Origin of the sequence: Bradyrhizobium sp. RDI18 (assembly GCF_043203335.1) — a bacterium.
Classification (GTDB): Bacteria; Pseudomonadota; Alphaproteobacteria; order Rhizobiales; family Xanthobacteraceae; genus Bradyrhizobium; species Bradyrhizobium retamae.
In genome coordinates this window covers 1657573-1673941 of sequence record NZ_JBICRN010000008.1, presented here as the reverse complement: position 1 = coordinate 1673941, position 16369 = coordinate 1657573, and the positions used below count along the sequence as shown (strand labels likewise).

Sequence of the window (16369 nt, the reverse complement as noted above, 5' to 3'; positions counted from 1 at the left end):
GCCGCCCCCGGAATGACGCCGGCTGGCGAAATGGGCGATTCCGGCGAGTGGAACCCGACTTCAGCCGGCAGAACCAGCATCGCAGCTTGCTGGCCTAACCTCCTCATCGCCTTTATTTGCATCCACCGGCATCGTATTGTTGGGACTGGATTATCACCGACCTGCTGGAAGCCGCATGCGTGAACTATTCGATGAAGTTGCCGGACAGTCTCCGCTCGATCCGACGGAAGCGGTGCGCCGCGCTACGCGTGCGCCCCAGCGCAAGCGCATCTACAAGGAAGCCGGCGTCGCGCCGGCCGATGGCGGGTTTGCGGTGACGTTGGATGGCAAGCCGATCCGCACGCCTTCCGGCCGCCAGGTCGTAGCGCCGGCCAGCGGCATTGCCGAGCACATCGCCGCCGAATGGAATGCGCAGGGCGAGACTATCGATCCCCTGACCATGCCGCTGACGCGCTTCGCCAATTCTGTCGCCGAGGTCGCCGATCGCGTCGATGCTGTGGCCGACGATGTCGCAAAATACCTCGGCTCCGACTTGCTGTTCTATCGTGCCGGCCATCCCGAGGCGCTGGTCGCCCGGGAAGCCGCGCATTGGGATCCGGTGCTGTCATGGGCCGCGAACGAGCTCGGGGCTCATTTCATCCTGTCCGAGGGGATCGTGCATGTGACCCAGCCGGAGCAGGCGATCAAGGCCGCCCGTAGCGTGTTTCCGGCCGACCCTTGGGCCGTGGCGGCGCTGCATGTGGTGACGACGTTGACAGGCTCCGCGCTACTGGCGTTGGCGCTGCTGCGCGGGGCCCTCGATTCCGACCAGGTTGGGCGGCCGCCCATGTCGATGATGACTGGAACGCCGAGAAATGGGGCGTGGACGAGGAGGTGGCGGCTCGCCGGGCTGCCCGGCTGGTCGATTTCCGGGCCGCGGTGACCATTCTGGGCGCCCTGAAGGCCTGAGCGCCTGCTGCCGGTTAAGGAGAGGTTTACGGCGGCGGGGTAGGCTTCGGGCTTGGCCGAGACCTCACACTATGGCGATTTCCATCAATCCCGTTCTCCCGGTGCTATCAGCCCAAGAAGCTGGCAGCGTGGCGCCCGAACTGGTGCTGCAGCCCGGCAGCGTGGTCAACGCCCAGGTTCTGAAAGTGCTGTCCGCCGATCTCGTGCGGATTGCGATCGCCAGCCTCTCGATCGACGTGGCCACGGAAATTCCGCTGCAGCAAGGCCAGAACCTGCAGCTTGCGGTGTCGCAGACCAAGGATGGCATCCGCCTGGCCGTGGTCGGGCAGGGCAGTGATGCCGCCGGGGCATCCGCCGACGCCGTCACCTTGTCATCAGATGCGCTGGCCGATGCGGCCGTCAATCGACCGGCCATCGTGTCGGCGAAGAACGTGCTGACGCCGCTGGAGCGCGCGGCCGTCTCCGCCGCCGCCCAAGCCGCGGCGACCGAACAGGACAGCCTGGCGCCGCTGTTTGCCAATCTGGGCGCGGCGATTTCGTCCAGCAATCTGCCGCCGAAATTGCAAGCGGCTATCGGCTGGTGCTGGCGCAACAGACCAGTCTCGATCAGAATCTCGACGGCGCCGACATCAAGACGGCATTCCAGAAGTCCGGAATCTTCCTCGAAGCGTCGCTGGCGTCGGGCTCAGTCCCACCAAGCGGCGTACCCGATCTCAAGGCCGCGCTGATCGTGCTGCGTCAGACGTTGCAGTCGGCGCTCGGCGTCAATTCGACGACCGCGCTACCGGCGACGCTGGCCGGAGCGCAACAAGCTGCGCCATCACCGGCCGCCGCGAGCCTTGCGCCGTCCTTGTCGCCCAACGTCGATCTGCCGGAAATCCTGCTGCCGCAGGCACGATTGCTTGCAGCCGAAAATCTCGCGCTGCCGGTCCATGCCGCCCGAAGCCCGCTGGCCGCCCCGCCTGATGCCGGCGCTACGCTGAAGCTGCTGCAGGAAGCGCTGCAGGAACTCGGCGTTCCAATCAGGAGTGCCACAGCCACGCCGAAAGACATTCGGGGCGGCGACGTCACCTTCCACACCAACACGCCGCCGCCGCCCATCCGCGGCGGACTGCCGGCCGCACAGCCAATTGCTTCGCCCACCATCGCGCCGCATGCGCCGCTCGAGGCGACCGCACATCATCTGCTCGATGATACCGACGCCGCTATCGCGCGGCAGACGCTGCTGCAGGTCGCCTCCTTGCCTGATCGCATCGATGCGGGGCCGAAAGCCGACGTCACGGCGCCACGCTGGAATTTCGAAATTCCCTTCGTGACGCCGCAGGGCACTGCGATGGCGCAGTTCGAGATTTCCCGCGATGGCGGCAGCGAGGCCGTCGAGGCGGTCAAGCGGGTGTGGCGCGCGCGATTTTCCCTCGACGTCGAGCCGGCCGGTCCGGTTCACGCGCTGATATCGCTGACCGGTGACAAGACTTCAGTGCGGATCTGGGCGGAGCGGCCGGCGACTGCAGAGCAACTGCGCGCCGGGACGTCGCAACTGAGCGAGGCGCTCAGCCGGGCCGAATTGCAGCCCGGCGACATCGTGATCCGCGACGGCGCGCCGCCGCAGGCCGCGCCCGCCGCCCGTGCCGGTCATTTTCTGGATCGCGCGCTATGAGCGTCGAAACCAGAAGCAAGCTTGCGGTCGCGCTGCATTACGACAAGACCGGCGCGCCGCGGGTCGTGGCGAAGGGCAAGGGCGTCATCGGTGCCAAGATCATCGAGCTCGCCCGGGAACATGACATCCCGATCGAGGAGAACGAGGTGCTGGCGGGCGCCTTGTCCCATGTCGAAATCGGCGACGAGATTCCGCCGGAGCTCTACAAGGCCGTCGCCGAAGTGCTGATCTTCGTGCTGCGGCTGTCGGGGCGAATACGGTGACTGCGGTGTTTTTTCGCGCGAGCGGATGTCGGCTTGCGCTGGGAACACAGGGCAACTAAAGGCCCGCCTGTCATAGTTTTTCCACGATGCCATCCGCATCGTCGGCATTCCTCAACCAGCTTGGATATCCTCGTGATCAATCGTCGTCATGCGCTCGGCCTCCTTGCCGCGACCACTCTGTTGCCCGCGCGCGGCCTTGCCAATGTCTCCTACCAGCGGAGCGAGTTTCGCGAGGATCTGGCCAAGCGGTTTTTCGATCTCGGCACGACCGGCACCTTCGTTGGCTACAAGGTGGACGATTACCTGATCATCGCCAGCGACAAGGTGCGCTCGGGCGAGGGCAGGCTGCCGGCCTCGACCTTCAAGATTGCGAATTCGATCATCGCGCTGGAGACCGGCGTGGTCGAGGATCCCGACAGGGACGTCTTCAAGTGGGACGGCGTGACGCGCAGCATCGAGCCCTGGAACAAGGATCATACGCTGCGTTCGGCGATCGCGGCCTCCGTGGTGCCAGTGTATCAAGAGATCGCGCGCCGCATCGGGCCGGAGCGCATGCAGAAATATGTCGACCTGTTGGACTATGGCAACCGCGACATCGGCGGCGGCATCGACCAGTTCTGGCTGACCGGCAATCTGCGCATCGACCCGGTGCAGCAGATCGATTTCGTCGACCGGCTGCGGCGCGACGTGCTGCCGGTCTCCAAGCGCAGCCAGGAATTGACGCGCGACATCCTCCCCGTGACGAAGGTCGGCGACGCCACCATCCGCGCCAAGAGCGGCCTGCTGGGCGCGGAAGCGAGCAAGCCATCCTTGGGCTGGATGGTCGGCTGGGCCGAGAAGGGCAGCCAGCAGACGGTGTTCGCCATGAACATGGACTGCAAGGAGCAAAGCCATATCGCCGCGCGCATGACGGTCGTGCAGCAATGCCTCGCCGATATCGTCGCGATTTAACCGGCAGCTAACGCCGGTTCAGCGCCAGCGAGACCGCCGTGACGTTGGTGCCCTGCGGCTGGATCGACACTGTCTGCTTGCCGCCACGGGTCGTCAGCGACAGGTGGGCCGAAAAGTTGTCGCCCCTCGCTGCAGCCTCGACACGATCGCCGGCGGCGCGCCCGGTAAGCGTTCCGGAAGCGTTGCGGCTCGCTTCGCTCCATGAGCCCGAAATCGCGCCGCCACGGTATTGGACCTCGCTTGCGAGATCGAAATTGTAACTCTGGCTGGCGCACCTCAGGTTGAGCTGAAGCTGCTCGCCGCTTCCGGCAACGTCGTACGACGCGCGGCAGCGCAATTGCTCGCGTTGTCCGTCACTGGTGCTGAGTACGCCGCCGCCTGACCATGTACCCGCCATGGCGGCGAAGGGCGAGGCGGGTGCGGCCAGCGCACTGCCGGTCAGGCATAACGATGTGGCCACTAACGCCGTTCGCGCAAAATTATATCCAGACATCTTGATGGCCTCCTTCGGTTTGGCAATCAACGCCCCCAACGGGTTCACGGTTCCTCCACCGGCACAGTGTGCGGCGAGGTTCCGTGCCCGAGATTGCAGGATGCCTCTCCGATATCCGGACAATGCATTGGCGTTTGCGCCCGATCGACTGGTGCGCCGGAGCAAGTTGTACTAGCTTGCCATGACTACCAGGGGGCTCGCGCATGCCGCATCGTCGCTCGGTGCTGTTAGGAGGCTTGGCGTTTTCGCTTTGGCCAGATTGGGGTTGGGCCCAGATGCCACCGGGGCAGGATGTTGCCGCCATCCTCAAGGAGAGGGTGGATGTCGGGCGTGAAACGATCGGCCTCGTTGCCGCCTTCCTCGACGGGGACCGGCACAGCATCACGGCGCATGGTCAATCCGGCTCCCCCGACAATCGCCCGCTCGATGGCGACACCGTGTTCGAGATCGGCTCCATCACCAAGGTGTTCACCGCGCTGGTGTTTGCCGACATGGTGCTGCGCGGCGAGCTCGCACCTGATGACCCCGCGGCGAAATATCTGCCTGCCAGCGTCAGGATGCCCGATTTCGAGGGGGCGCCGATCACGCTGATGGACCTTGCGACCTACACGTCGGGCCTGCCGCGGATGCCGTCGAATTTCGCGCCGAAGGATTGGGGCAATCCCTATATCGACTACACCTCCGAGCGGCTCTATGACTTTCTCTCAAACCACAAGCTCGGCCACAAGCCGGGCAAGCACTACGAATACGCCAATCTCGGTTTCGGCCTGCTCGGCCACATCCTCGAACGGCGCGCCGGCAAGAGCTACGAGGAGTTGGTGATGTCGCGGATTTGCACGCCGCTCGGCATGGAGGATACGCGCATCACGCTTTCGAATTCGATGCGGCAACGTCTGGCGCGTGGCCACAGCGCCGCGCTGACACCCGTCGCGAATTGGGATTTTTCAGTGCTCGCCGGCGCCGGCGCGTTCCGTTCGACGGCGAACGATCTGATGAAATTCTTGCGGATCTGCATGAATCCCGTTGAAGGGCCGGTTGCCGCCGCGCTGAAGATGACGCTTTCCGAGCGGCGTCCAATGATGGAAGAGCGTGAGGTGGCACTGGGTTGGTTCATTTCGTCGCGGTTCGGCGATGAATTGATTTGGAAGAGTGGCGGCACCGGCGGTTATGCAACCTTCATCGGCTACTCGACCAGGACCCGGCGAAACTGCATCGTGCTCTCCAATGCGGCCGATTATAACCCAAATATCGCGCTCGGCACGCATCTCATCAACGCGGCATACCCGCTCGCAAAAATTCGCCATGAGGTGGCGGTCGATCCGGCCGTGCTTGCGGCCTATGCCGGACGTTACGAGCTAACTCCGACCTTCGCGCTGACGGTGCGCGCCGATGGCGCGCGGCTGTTCATCCAGGCGACGGCACAGCCCGAGGTCGAGGTTTACGCCGAGAGCGAGACCGAATTTTTCTATCGCGTCGTCGACGCCCAGGTCAGCTTCGCACGGTCCGAAGGCGGCGTGGCGCCGTCGCTGGTCCTGCATCAGAACGGCAAGGACCTGCCGGGCAGGCGCCTGCCTTAGCGTCATCCAAATGCAGCCAATGTCAATTCGAAGGCTTCCCGATCCGCCCCAGATGGGTGAAGCCAAAACCGGTGGCGTATTTCAGCCCGTAGCCCAGCGCGCGGTCGAGGCCGATATGGGCCAGCCAGATCATGGCAATCGAGAGCGTGAGCGGCGCGGCGGTGGCAAATCCGGTCGTCATGATCGCCATCGGCGCGAGGTAGCTGTGTGCGGCGTTGTAGATGAAGGCCCCGGTTCGCGATCCTCCCAGATAGGCGGCAAAGCTGAGGTCCGGCACGAAGAACAGCAGGGCGTAGACCCACCACGATCCGTCCCAGATATAGTAAAGCAGCGTCATACCGATAAAGAGCGCTAACCCCTCGAGCCGCAGCACCGTTCGCACACCCCTGTAACGGCGCCCGAGGTGTCGGCGCTTGCGGTATCGGTCATTCCGGTCCCCATAGTCAGGATGCGCATATAGGGGCCGTGGGCCGGCGGTACCAGAGGCTGGGGTGTTTCCGCTTCCGAAAAGGCCGTGCTAGAAGGCCTTCAAATCGTTACTCAAAAGGCGGGCGGAAGCAGCATGAAGGATATCCTGGACACCCTCGAAGGACGGCGCGCCGGCGCCAAGCTCGGCGGCGGCGAAAAGCGCATCGAGGCGCAGCACGCTCGCGGAAAATTGACCGCCCGTGAGCGCATCGAGCTTCTGCTCGACAAGGGCTCGTTCGAGGAATTCGACATGTTCGTCGAGCACCGCTCGACCGAATTCGGCATGGAGAAAACAAAGGTGCCGGGCGACGGCGTCGTCACCGGCTGGGGCACCGTCAACGGCCGCAAGACCTTTGTGTTCGCCAAGGACTTTACCGTGTTCGGCGGTTCGCTGTCCGAGACCCACGCGCTGAAAATCACAAAGCTGCAGGACATGGCGATGAAGGCGAGGGCGCCGATCATCGGCCTCTATGACGCCGGCGGCGCGCGCATCCAGGAGGGCGTCGCCGCACTCGCGGGCTATTCCTACGTGTTCCGCCGCAACGTGATCGCATCGGGCGTGATCCCGCAGATCTCGGTCATCATGGGCCCCTGCGCCGGCGGCGACGTCTATTCGCCGGCGATGACCGATTTCATCTTCATGGTGAAGAACACCAGCTATATGTTCGTCACCGGCCCCGACGTGGTGAAGACCGTCACCAACGAGGTGGTGACGGCGGAAGAACTCGGCGGCGCCTCGGTGCACGCGACGCGCTCCTCGATCGCCGATGGCGCGTTCGAGAACGACGTCGAGACGCTGTTGCAGATGCGCCGGCTGATCGACTTCCTGCCGTCCAACAACACCGACGGCGTGCCGGAATGGCCGAGCTTTGACGACATCGGCCGCGTGGACATGTCGCTGGATACGCTGATCCCGGACAATCCGAACAAGCCCTACGACATGAAGGAGTTGATCCTCAAGGTGGTGGACGAGGGCGACTTTTTCGAAATCTCGGAAGCGTTCGCAAAAAACATCGTCACCGGCTTCGGCCGCATCGCCGGCCGCACGGTCGGCTTCGTCGCCAACCAGCCGATGGTGCTGGCGGGCGTGCTCGACTCTGACGCCTCGCGGAAAGCCGCGCGCTTCGTCCGCTTCTGCGACGCCTTCAACATCCCGATTGTGACGTTTGTCGACGTGCCGGGCTTCCTGCCGGGCACTGCTCAAGAGTATGGCGGCCTGATCAAGCACGGCGCAAAACTGCTGTTTGCGTACTCGCAATGCACGGTGCCGCTCGTCACCGTCATCACCCGCAAAGCCTATGGCGGCGCCTTCGACGTGATGGCGTCCAAAGAAATCGGCGCAGACATGAACTACGCCTGGCCGACCGCGCAGATCGCGGTGATGGGCGCCAAGGGCGCCGTCGAAATCATCTTCCGCGCCGACATGAACGATCCCGAAGCGATCGCCAAGCGCACCAAGGAATACGAAGACCGCTTCCTATCCCCCTTCATCGCCGCCGAGCGCGGCTACATCGACGACGTCATCATGCCGCATTCGACGAGGAAGCGGATCGCAAGGGCGCTGGCGATGTTGAAGGACAAGAAGGTCGAGATGCCGGCGAAGAAGCACGACAATTTGCCGTTGTGACAGGTTCGTAGGGTGGGTTAGCGAAGCGTAACCCACCGGCCGAACCAACCGCGCATTGAGACTTCGGTGGGTCACGCTATCTATGCTAACCTACGAAGCTCGCTGTGACGCATGGCGGGCGATTGATTGCGCGCTCAGGACAGCGCCCCGTTGTCGAGAAATGGCCTCCAGGAGAGCGCTTCCCTCCTGGCTTCGCTAAAATCGCCATCCTCCAAAAGCCGGCCGACGCATCTGAGGTATTCACAAAGGAATGACGCATCCGGCAACTGGTACACGTGCTCGTTCGGGACCCACAGCTCGAATTTCCTGGCTGAGCTCAGTACAGACTGCAGTGCAGGCTTGAGATCGGGCACACTGTCCGGCCATCTCGAGGACGCGGTCCGAGTCTTGATGCTCTCTGAAAGACTGCGAAACTTCCAGCCGAGGCTTCGTAGCTCGGAGGCTTTCTTCCCGTCCGACCTCCGGTTCAGCCATTCCAGTGAGACGCCAACGACAATTCCGGTCAGGAAGACCAGCGCAAGTTTGAACCAAGGCTGTTGGCCCAGTGCCAGGAAGTTACTGAAAACGGGCGTGGCGATCGCGTTACGAAAGGCCGCCGAGGCCATCCCCTCAGGATCGGAGAAGATGTTTTCCTCCAACCATCTTTTTAGGGCAGGCGCGATCAGCGGGACGAGCAGAAGACCCCATATCCCGAACAGAAGGTTTTTGAGCCACCTGGACATTGGGCTCTATTGTCCAGCATGCCGGCGCAGCGATCCAGCCGAATTAGAGGCGCTGCCGCCTGCCGCAGCGCATCTCCTCCTAGACTCAACCCCCCGGCCAATAATGCTGCCCGCGGGGCTGGAGCCGCTTTCGCCTAACCCGCCGCGACTGCGGGCCGCACGTTCGCGAGTTACGCGAGCGCTAATCCGCCAATGAAGCTCACGCGTTTCGCCTACGCCGCCTTGTGCTGCTGCTTCATGAACTCCGTCGCGCGCTTCTTGAGTTCGGTCGGCGATACGTCCTCGATGTGAGTGCCGATGTGCCAGCTATTGCCGGCCGCGTCCTTCACGCTGCCGCTGCGGTCGCCATAAAATTGATCCGCGGGCTCCATCAACGATGTCGCGCCGGCCTTGAGCGCCTTCTGATAAACGGCATCGACGTTGGGTACGTAAAGATACAGCATGGTGGATGTCGCTTGTGCACGCTCCGAGGAGTCGGAAATCATCACGATGGAATCTCCGATTTTGAACTCCGCATGCATGACCTTGCCGTCGGGCCGCATCATCGGCTCGAAGACCGGTTCGGCTCCGAAGGCCTCTTTCATGAAGCGAATGACCTTCTCGGCCCCATCGACGACGAGATAAGGCGTCACGGTGTGAAATCCCTTTGGAACCGGCTTTACCTGTGTTGCCATGGATGTCTCCTCTGGTTTGATGGATTTGATCCATGCAGGACGGCTCAGCCCGCTTATTGTTTTGCTGGCGATTGTCGATCCGGTCTTTGAGCAAAGTGTGGCGGCTGCGGTCCGCGCACTGGTGGTCGCGTCAATGTGTGTCGGCTGCCAAGTTCCCCTGGCCGGCGAAGCTAACCCGGCAAGAGAGGAACAAAATCATATTCGCCGACCCCTTGCAGAACCAGGAAGGTGAGCGACTTCGTGCCAGCGTTGGTCACCAGATGCGGTCGCGTGGGCCTGACGACATAGACTTCGCCGGGCCTCAAACTCACTTCCTCTTTCGGGTCCTGCAGGAACAGCCTCATCTGGCCTTCCAGAACGTAAAACGTATCGGAGACCTTGGTGTGGGTGTGCCACGGCACCTTCTGGGTTGCAGAGAGCTGCAACTCCATGATGCGAAAGCCGGGGCGGGCGGCGTGCTCCGCACGACGTTCGACTTCGTAAAGGTGACTGGCGTCCTTGATGGGCTGCGGCTGGTTCATGACGGCCTCCTTCGGATCATCCGCCCCCATCGCCTGGTGATGCCGCGCAAATGATAGTCTTGCTCTGCCGTTCGCGAAACCGTCAGGGGAGGTCCAACTGCCGTTGTTTACTCCTTGTCGTCCCTTATGCGCTGCTCCCCTTCGCGCAGCCGTTGCGCGATCGCCGTTCGTCTTGGGATCAGCGCGGCCTCGTCGGCGAGCCGTTGCGCAAGGTCGGAGTGATATTGTTGCACGACGTCGAGGACTGCTTCCTTGGCAAGCCTTCGGTGGTAGTCGGCCAGAATCGGTGCAGGTCAGCAAGCTGTTCGTCATCCATCTCTATCGCGCCTCAGCCGCGATGGGCGGAATATACCGCAACCCGTTGATCTCGCACAGCTTGCACATCCCAATCCCGGTGGGATTCATCACCTCCGCCGAGCAAGGTGGGTGGCCGCGGCACGCTCAAACCGGTACCTGGCCCTCCATTAACTGTCTGTTAACCATAAGGCCCCTAACTTAGGGGGACTATCCGGTCATCATCAGACGATTCCAGCGCGGTTCGTTCGGGGAGAACAGCCGATGTCCGTTGAGATCTGACCTATGCAGCCCTGGGCGCCCGCCTGAACATCTCGGCAGCGGCCGCCCGCTCGCTTGCCAGGCGGCTCGGGTTGCCGCGCTCGCTTTCCGAGGATGGGAAGGCCCTGGTGAGCGTTGATCTCGCTGAAGTCAGGCATACGCCACACCCACCGGGCGGTCACCGGGCGGGCGAGGCCGCTCAGTTGAGGGCGCTCATCGCAACGCTGCAGGCCGAGGTCGCGCAGTTGGAGGCCAGGGCAGCCGATCATCGCGCAGATTTCGAGCACGAACGCCAGCGCGCCGATCACCTGATCGCTGAGCTGCTGCAGGCGACTGCCGAGACCACCGCCGCCAGGGAGGCGACGGCGCGGCTTGAGGGGGAGGTGGCGGCTCTTCGGGCCGCTCTCCGAACTAGCAGTTCGAACGAGAATCACGGACATTCTGCGCGCCGGGTGGGGCATCTGGCTGCGAGCTTGGTGGAAGCAGACCGCAAGGCTGCTGGCGGGTAACAAATCTCTTCCTATTCCGCGGTTTGGCGGAGCAACCGTGGGGCAAAAATGAGTGGCACCGATATTCGCGAGTTGAGGGCGCGCATTATCGTGTTCGGGGTGGGCGGTGCCGGCGGCAATGCCGTCAACAACATGATCGACGCCGGGCTTGAAGGCGTCGAATTCATCGTCGCCAATACCGACGCCCAGGCGCTCACCAGTTCGAAGGCCAGGCGCGTCATCCAGATGGGCACGCAGGTAACCGGAGGCCTTGGCGCCGGCGCCCAGCCCGATATCGGACGCGCGGCGGCGGAAGAGGCCATAGACGAGATCCGCGATCATCTGACCGGCGCGCACATGGTGTTCATCACCGCCGGCATGGGCGGCGGCACCGGCACCGGAGCTGCGCCGGTCATCGCCAAGACCGCGCGTGAACTTGGCATTCTCACCATCGGCGTCGTCACCAAGCCGTTCCAGTTCGAGGGCCAGCGCCGCATGCGCTATGCCGAAGCCGGCATTGCGGAACTCTTGAAGGCGGTGGATACCCTCCTGATCATTCCGAACCAGAACCTGTTCCGGGTGGCCAACGAGAAGACCTCCTTTGCCGATGCCTTCGCGATGGCCGACCAGGTGCTTTATTCGGGCGTGGCCTGCATCAGCGATCTCATCGTCAAGGAAGGCCTGATCAATCTCGATTTCGCCGACGTGCTCTCGGTCATGCGCGAGAAGGGCAAAGCGATGATGGGCAGGGGCGAAGCTTCCGGCGGCAAGCGCGTGCTCAACGCTGCGGTAGCTGCGATTTCCAACCCGTTGATCGAGAATCCCTCGATCAAGCGCGCCAGTGGCCTCATCGTTTCCATCACAGGCGGCCGCGACCTGACGCTATTCGAGGTCGACGAAGCCGCCACCCGCATCCGCGACGAGGCCGATCCGGACGCCAACATCATCGTCGGCGCGACCTTCGATGCCAGCCTCGAAGGCATCGTCCGCGTCTCGGTCGTGGCCACCGGCATCGATAATCTCGACGCGACAGGCCAGACGCAAGCCGCGGAAGGCCTGCTCACAGACCTTGCCGGCAGGCTGAGCAACGACCGCCGTCGCATCGCCGAGCGTGGCATATCGCCGCCGCAATTCGCCAGCCCGCCCTCGCTGATCCCGCCGCCTCGCCACTTCGAAGCACGGCCGCCGATCGCGGAACCGGCGCGGCATGCGGCACCGCAGCGCCTCGATCCCTACGGTCGCGCTTCTCCCGCACGCAATCCGATCGAGGAAAAGGTTCTGGATATCCCGGCCTTCCTGGGCGGCAAGGCCAACTGACCCGTCATAAGGGTCAACTCGCCTGGAGGTGGTAGACCGCCGCGGTGCGACTTCAACAGGTCCATCGTCGAGGCACCCGGGCGGTACCTGAAGGTCTAATGCCCAAAATCGGTCCTATACTTTCCATCCTCCAGCCTTGCTTTGGTCAAAACGGCGGTAGGAAGTGTCCAAAGTTCGACGACCGTTCATTCAGGTGATCGCAAACCGGGCAGGAGGCGCTCATGGATACCGCGGTAAATACCAGGCAAACCGATCCACGCGATGTCAATCCGGGACTGTCCACGCAAGACATCGAACTGGTCGCGCGCGCCGATGAACGGCTCGCGCATGCTTATGAAAAGATCGCCCGCGCGGACGAACAGCTCGCGCTTGTCAATGAACAGATTGCCAGGCTGGAGAAAAAGCCCGTTAACGGGCTTCCTCAGCCATCGCGCGGCAGACCGGCGCTGCGCGGCTTTGTCGGTCTGCTGTTGACAGCGGGAATCTGTATCGCTGCTTTCGCTTCGCAATCTTATGGCGAGGCGGCGAGGCTGATGATCGCCCCGTGGGTACCGCAGCTTGCTCCGGCTTCGTCGTTGCCATCGGAAACACCGAAGCTCGCCGCCCAGCACAGCGAGCCTATGGTTCAGGTAGCTGCGGCGGACGCCGCAGTTTCGCAATTGCAGCCCCCGGCCCAGACCGCACCGCAAGACGCAGTCGCTGCTCCGGTCTCTCCCGAGGTGACACAATTGCTCCAAACGATGGCGCGTGATCTCGCCAACGTGCAGCAGGAGGTCGAACAGCTCAAGGCTGGCCAGGAAGAATTGGTCCGCGAAAATGCCAGCACCGCCCAGCAGCTCAAGGCAAACCAGGAGCAAATGGCGCGCGTGATCGCGAACGCCTCCGCGCAACAGCCGCGGCCCAAAGCATCAGCGACGACACCAGCCAATCCGCCACCGCCAATTGCCGGCTCTTCGCGCAAGCCCGTGTCGACGCCTCCGCCGACACCAACCAGAGTGCAAGCGCGAGCACCGGTGCAGTTGCAGCCCGGACAACAATAGTTTTCGCCGGCGCTGGCCGAAGGCTTGTCCTCCTGCCGGCAGAGGGGACAAACCACAGTTGGAACTTGGGCAGAGTATGTTCACTCTGCCCGAGCACTCGACAACTTGTTCTACTTGGATTTCGATCCTAGATAACGGACGGAGCCTTCGATTGGATGGCCGCATGATCATGAAGATCTTGCTGCTGCTCGTTCTGTCCATGGTTGTCGTTGCACGGGAGGCGGCGGCACAGGAAGTACAATGCGACCGCGAACGCGCGGCCATGGTTGAATCTATCAGAGCCTACGCTCGTCGTTCCCACGCCACTGTTTTGGGACAACAGGGCCTCTCCGAGAGAGTTCTCGAGGCCATGGGGCGAACGAAACGCCATCTGTTCATTCCTGAGCGGTCCTGCTCCATCGCATACGCGGACAGGCCTGCCTCGATCGGCCACGGCCAGACCATATCGCAGCCGTTCATCGTGGCCTTGATGACAGAGTTGGCCGGGGTCACGCCGGATCATGTCGTGCTCGAGGTCGGTACGGGGTCGGGCTATCAGGCCGCCGTCCTTGCGCATCTGGCACGGAAGGTCTGCACCATCGAGATCGTCCAGTCATTGGCCGACACCGCCGCGAAAACACTCAAAGAGCTCGCGTATGACAATGTGAGCGTCAGGGCGGGCGATGGTTATGCTGGCTGGCCCGAATGCGGTCCATTTGACGGCATCGTCGTCACCGCGGCACTTGGCGAGGTGCCGCCGCCGCTGATCGAGCAGCTTAAAGTGGGTGGCCGTCTCGTCATGCCGGTGGGATCCGCCTATACCAGTCAGCAACTCACGGTCGTCGAGAAAGTCGCTCCCGACAAGACGACGGCGCGGGCCGTTGCCCTCGTGCGCTTTGTGCCCTTTACGCGTTCAAAGATTAAGAGCCGGTGCGGCTCAGATGAAAAAAGCAGGGAGGAGGCCGTGAGCAGTGCAAGGTTAAAACATTACGGCTGGGGCCGCGAAGACGAAGGCATGACTGCCGAGGAGCGGGCCTTTGTGCTCGGCCGTTACCGCGAAAAATTTGCACGCGATGCGTTCGAGACAAAAGTTGTCCCGCGCCTCGAGGACCTGACATTGCGCGCGCCGCGCGTGGTGCCACCGGCCTCACTTGCCGCTTTTTGCACGAGCGACCGATACGACCGCGCCGCGCACGCCTACGGCAAATCCTATCCAGACTACGTGCGAGCCATGCTCGGCGACTACGATAACGCGCCCGACGTGGTCGCCTATCCCAGGAACGAAGCAGAGATTGCCGCTGTCATGGACTGGGCCGGTGGTGTCAGCGCCTCGCTTACGCCGTTCGGGGGCGGGTCGAGCGTCTGCGGCGGTGTCGAGCCGCGTGTTGACGGTATCAGATATAAAGCAGCCGTCACACTGGACTTACGCAATCTCGGCAAGGTCGTCGAGGTGGATCAGATATCGCGCGCCGCATTGATCGAAGGTGGTGCCTTTGGTCCATCTCTGGAGAACCAGCTTAAGCCATATGGCGTCACGTTGCGTCATTTTCCGCAGAGTTTCGAGTATTCAACCCTTGGCGGCTGGATCGCGACGCGATCCGGCGGTCATTTCGCCAGTCTCTACACGCACATCGACGATTTCGTTGAAAGCCTGCGCGTTGTGACGCCGCGCGGCATCATGGAAACGCGTCGCCTGCCCGGATCGGGTGCCGGACCGAGCCCCGACCGCATGTTCATAGGTTCCGAAGGAACGCTCGGGGTGATTTCGCGCGCCTGGATGCGATTGCAGCCACGCCCGAAATTCCGTTCTGGCGCATCGGTTCGCTTTCACTCGTTCTTCGGTGCGGCCCGCGCGCTGCGCACGATCGCACAGGCCGGTCTCTATCCATCGAACTGCCGCATCCTTGATGCGCAAGAGGCATTCAACACCGGGGCTGCCGACGGCAGCGTCGCGATTATGGTGCTCGGCTTTGAATCGGGCGACCATTCGCCGGATGCCTGGATGGCACGCGCGCTCGAATGCTGCACCGACCACGGCGGGATACCGGAGGCGGCAAAGGCTGGCGAAGCACATCTCGAAGGCGCAGCAGGAATCTGGCGCAACGCATTCATTCGCATGCCCTATGCGCGCGAGTTTCTGACCCCGGCCGGCATCATCAACGACACCTTCGAGACCGCTATCACCTGGGATCGGTTCGAAAGCTTCCACGACAAAGTGAAGGCGGCAACGGAGCGGGCGATTCTCGAGACGACTGGCGTAAAAGGCGAGGTCACATGCCGCTTCACCCATGTCTATCCTGACGGGCCCGCGCCATATTTTTCTTTCCATGCACTCGGCCGCCACGGTGCTCTGCTGGAGCAGTGGCAGGCGATCAAGAATGCGGCCAGCGATGCGCTGATTGAAGCGGGCGGGACGATCACGCATCACCACGCTGTTGGCCGTGATCACCGTCCCTGGTACGATCGTCAGCGCCCGGAGCTTTTCGCGACCGCGTTTCGGGCCGCAAAAAGAGAGCTCGATCCGCAAGGCATGCTCAACCCTGGAGTGCTCATCGACCCCTAAGGCTGATCGACGCGCCAACCGGCGAAGCGGCGCATCGCGACTTCAAACCCGTTCGGGCAAGATGTCATCTCGTTTGCATGCGACGGCAGTCAGGCTGATCGGCCCAGAGGATGAGCTTTCGTGACTGACACGAAGACATGGCCCGCAAGAAGTAAAGTCGTGCACTCGGCACACGAACCTGGGATTCGGCTCGGACGTCAAACAGTCGTCCTCCGTCACGAGGCGCGAAACAGCCGCACGATCTCCGCAGTACATCAAATCAAGGGGGTGGTCGAGGCCGAGGTATTCCGCAACACGAAGACGAGCAGCCAACCTATACGCACTGCGGCTCTACGAAGAAGCAGTCCCTTCGGTGTAGTGTGGTCTTCATCGCCCTCGGCCGATGAGCCTTTCGAGATTTCCGGCACGGCCCCGCGGGAAACGGCGTGCATCGCATCGTACATGTAACGCTCCTGCTTCGTTGAGCGTGCGCACGATGAAGTCCGGATGTCGCAGAACTTTGCCGACCGCTGCCGGAAATTGTCGC

General features: G+C 62.7%; 13 protein-coding genes and 4 pseudogenes. 11 read left to right on the top strand and 6 right to left on the bottom strand.

What is annotated here, in order from left to right:
* The first annotated feature begins 175 nt into the window (after window positions 1-175).
* The 4 genes and pseudogenes from ACFXS9_RS17055 to ACFXS9_RS17040 all read left to right on the top strand — a co-directional run bounded on the left by ACFXS9_RS17055 (window position 176) and on the right by ACFXS9_RS17040 (window position 3819).
* Window positions 176-948 (top strand): annotated as a pseudogene (locus ACFXS9_RS17055) (ATP12 family chaperone protein).
* A 71-nt stretch (window positions 949-1019) separates the two neighbouring features.
* A pseudogene (locus ACFXS9_RS17050) lies at window positions 1020-2605 on the top strand (flagellar hook-length control protein FliK).
* Entirely contained in the window at window positions 2602-2868 is a 267-nt protein-coding gene (locus ACFXS9_RS17045) for an EscU/YscU/HrcU family type III secretion system export apparatus switch protein (RefSeq protein WP_028349018.1), read from the top strand. The pseudogene ACFXS9_RS17050 and the gene ACFXS9_RS17045 overlap by 4 nt, the downstream one beginning before the upstream one ends.
* A gap of 132 nt (window positions 2869-3000) precedes the next feature.
* A complete protein-coding gene (locus ACFXS9_RS17040) occupies window positions 3001-3819 on the top strand; it encodes a penicillin-binding transpeptidase domain-containing protein (RefSeq protein ID WP_392690528.1) in 819 nt (272 codons plus the stop codon).
* Between the two features lie 7 nt (window positions 3820-3826).
* Here ACFXS9_RS17040 and ACFXS9_RS17035 read toward each other — a convergent pair whose 3' ends face one another.
* On the bottom strand, window positions 3827-4360 hold the full coding sequence (locus ACFXS9_RS17035; RefSeq protein WP_392690526.1) for a hypothetical protein: 534 nt from the start codon (window positions 4358-4360) through the stop codon (window positions 3827-3829).
* Window positions 4361-4515: 155 nt separating this feature from the next.
* Here ACFXS9_RS17035 and ACFXS9_RS17030 point away from each other — a divergent pair, with 155 nt between their 5' ends.
* On the top strand, window positions 4516-5889 hold the full coding sequence (locus tag ACFXS9_RS17030; protein ID WP_392690524.1) for a serine hydrolase: 1374 nt from the start codon (window positions 4516-4518) through the stop codon (window positions 5887-5889).
* Between the two features lie 22 nt (window positions 5890-5911).
* Here ACFXS9_RS17030 and ACFXS9_RS17025 read toward each other — a convergent pair.
* Window positions 5912-6318 (bottom strand): annotated as a pseudogene (locus tag ACFXS9_RS17025) (DUF4260 domain-containing protein).
* A gap of 133 nt (window positions 6319-6451) precedes the next feature.
* Here ACFXS9_RS17025 and ACFXS9_RS17020 point away from each other — a divergent pair.
* Entirely contained in the window at window positions 6452-7984 is a 1533-nt protein-coding gene (locus ACFXS9_RS17020; protein ID WP_392690522.1) for an acyl-CoA carboxylase subunit beta, read from the top strand.
* A gap of 134 nt (window positions 7985-8118) precedes the next feature.
* Here the strand turns inward: ACFXS9_RS17020 and ACFXS9_RS17015 are convergent, their stop codons facing one another.
* The 4 genes from ACFXS9_RS17015 to ACFXS9_RS17000 all read right to left on the bottom strand — a co-directional run bounded on the left by ACFXS9_RS17015 (window position 8119) and on the right by ACFXS9_RS17000 (window position 10134).
* The gene (locus ACFXS9_RS17015) at window positions 8119-8706 is read right to left on the bottom strand and encodes a hypothetical protein (RefSeq protein ID WP_392690520.1); all 588 of its coding nucleotides are present in this window, start codon (window positions 8704-8706) and stop codon (window positions 8119-8121) included.
* 212 nt (window positions 8707-8918) lie between these two features.
* Window positions 8919-9380, bottom strand: coding sequence for a VOC family protein (locus ACFXS9_RS17010; protein WP_392690518.1), 462 nt, complete (start codon window positions 9378-9380; stop codon window positions 8919-8921).
* A gap of 170 nt (window positions 9381-9550) precedes the next feature.
* Entirely contained in the window at window positions 9551-9901 is a 351-nt protein-coding gene (locus ACFXS9_RS17005) for a cupin domain-containing protein (protein ID WP_392690517.1), read from the bottom strand.
* A 107-nt stretch (window positions 9902-10008) separates the two neighbouring features.
* Window positions 10009-10134 (bottom strand): hypothetical protein, encoded by a 126-nt coding sequence (locus tag ACFXS9_RS17000; protein ID WP_392690515.1) that lies wholly within the window; start codon window positions 10132-10134, stop codon window positions 10009-10011.
* 450 nt (window positions 10135-10584) lie between these two features.
* On the opposite strand from ACFXS9_RS17000, the gene ACFXS9_RS16995 reads away from it, so the two are divergent.
* The 5 genes and pseudogenes from ACFXS9_RS16995 to ACFXS9_RS16975 all read left to right on the top strand — a co-directional run bounded on the left by ACFXS9_RS16995 (window position 10585) and on the right by ACFXS9_RS16975 (window position 15843).
* On the top strand, window positions 10585-10965 hold the full coding sequence (locus tag ACFXS9_RS16995) for a hypothetical protein (protein ID WP_392690513.1): 381 nt from the start codon (window positions 10585-10587) through the stop codon (window positions 10963-10965).
* Window positions 10966-11013: 48 nt separating this feature from the next.
* The gene (gene ftsZ, locus ACFXS9_RS16990; RefSeq protein WP_392690511.1) at window positions 11014-12261 is read left to right on the top strand and encodes a cell division protein FtsZ; all 1248 of its coding nucleotides are present in this window, start codon (window positions 11014-11016) and stop codon (window positions 12259-12261) included.
* A gap of 221 nt (window positions 12262-12482) precedes the next feature.
* Window positions 12483-13301 (top strand): hypothetical protein, encoded by an 819-nt coding sequence (locus ACFXS9_RS16985; protein WP_392690510.1) that lies wholly within the window; start codon window positions 12483-12485, stop codon window positions 13299-13301.
* A 76-nt stretch (window positions 13302-13377) separates the two neighbouring features.
* Window positions 13378-14187 (top strand): annotated as a pseudogene (locus ACFXS9_RS16980) (protein-L-isoaspartate(D-aspartate) O-methyltransferase); the annotation flags it as partial.
* A 108-nt stretch (window positions 14188-14295) separates the two neighbouring features.
* Window positions 14296-15843 carry an FAD-binding oxidoreductase gene (locus ACFXS9_RS16975; protein ID WP_392699829.1) on the top strand — a complete coding sequence of 516 codons (1548 nt, stop codon included), beginning with the start codon at window positions 14296-14298 and terminating at the stop codon, window positions 15841-15843.
* Window positions 15844-16369: the final 526 nt, after the last annotated feature.

Excerpts from the sequence above, each read along its gene's own strand:
- ftsZ (WP_392690511.1), top strand. The coding sequence starts at position 11,014 with ATGAGTGGCACCGATATTCGCGAGTTGAGGGCGCGCATTATCGTGTTC.
- ACFXS9_RS17030 (WP_392690524.1), top strand. The coding sequence starts at position 4,516 with ATGCCGCATCGTCGCTCGGTGCTGTTAGGAGGCTTGGCGTTTTCGCTT.
- ACFXS9_RS17005 (WP_392690517.1), bottom strand. The coding sequence starts at position 9,901 with ATGAACCAGCCGCAGCCCATCAAGGACGCCAGTCACCTTTACGAAGTC.
- ACFXS9_RS16985 (WP_392690510.1), top strand. The coding sequence starts at position 12,483 with ATGGATACCGCGGTAAATACCAGGCAAACCGATCCACGCGATGTCAAT.
- ACFXS9_RS17015 (WP_392690520.1), bottom strand. The coding sequence starts at position 8,706 with ATGTCCAGGTGGCTCAAAAACCTTCTGTTCGGGATATGGGGTCTTCTG.
- ACFXS9_RS17010 (WP_392690518.1), bottom strand. The coding sequence starts at position 9,380 with ATGGCAACACAGGTAAAGCCGGTTCCAAAGGGATTTCACACCGTGACG.
- ACFXS9_RS17020 (WP_392690522.1), top strand. The coding sequence starts at position 6,452 with ATGAAGGATATCCTGGACACCCTCGAAGGACGGCGCGCCGGCGCCAAG.
- ACFXS9_RS17045 (WP_028349018.1), top strand. The coding sequence starts at position 2,602 with ATGAGCGTCGAAACCAGAAGCAAGCTTGCGGTCGCGCTGCATTACGAC.
- ACFXS9_RS16975 (WP_392699829.1), top strand. The coding sequence starts at position 14,296 with ATGACTGCCGAGGAGCGGGCCTTTGTGCTCGGCCGTTACCGCGAAAAA.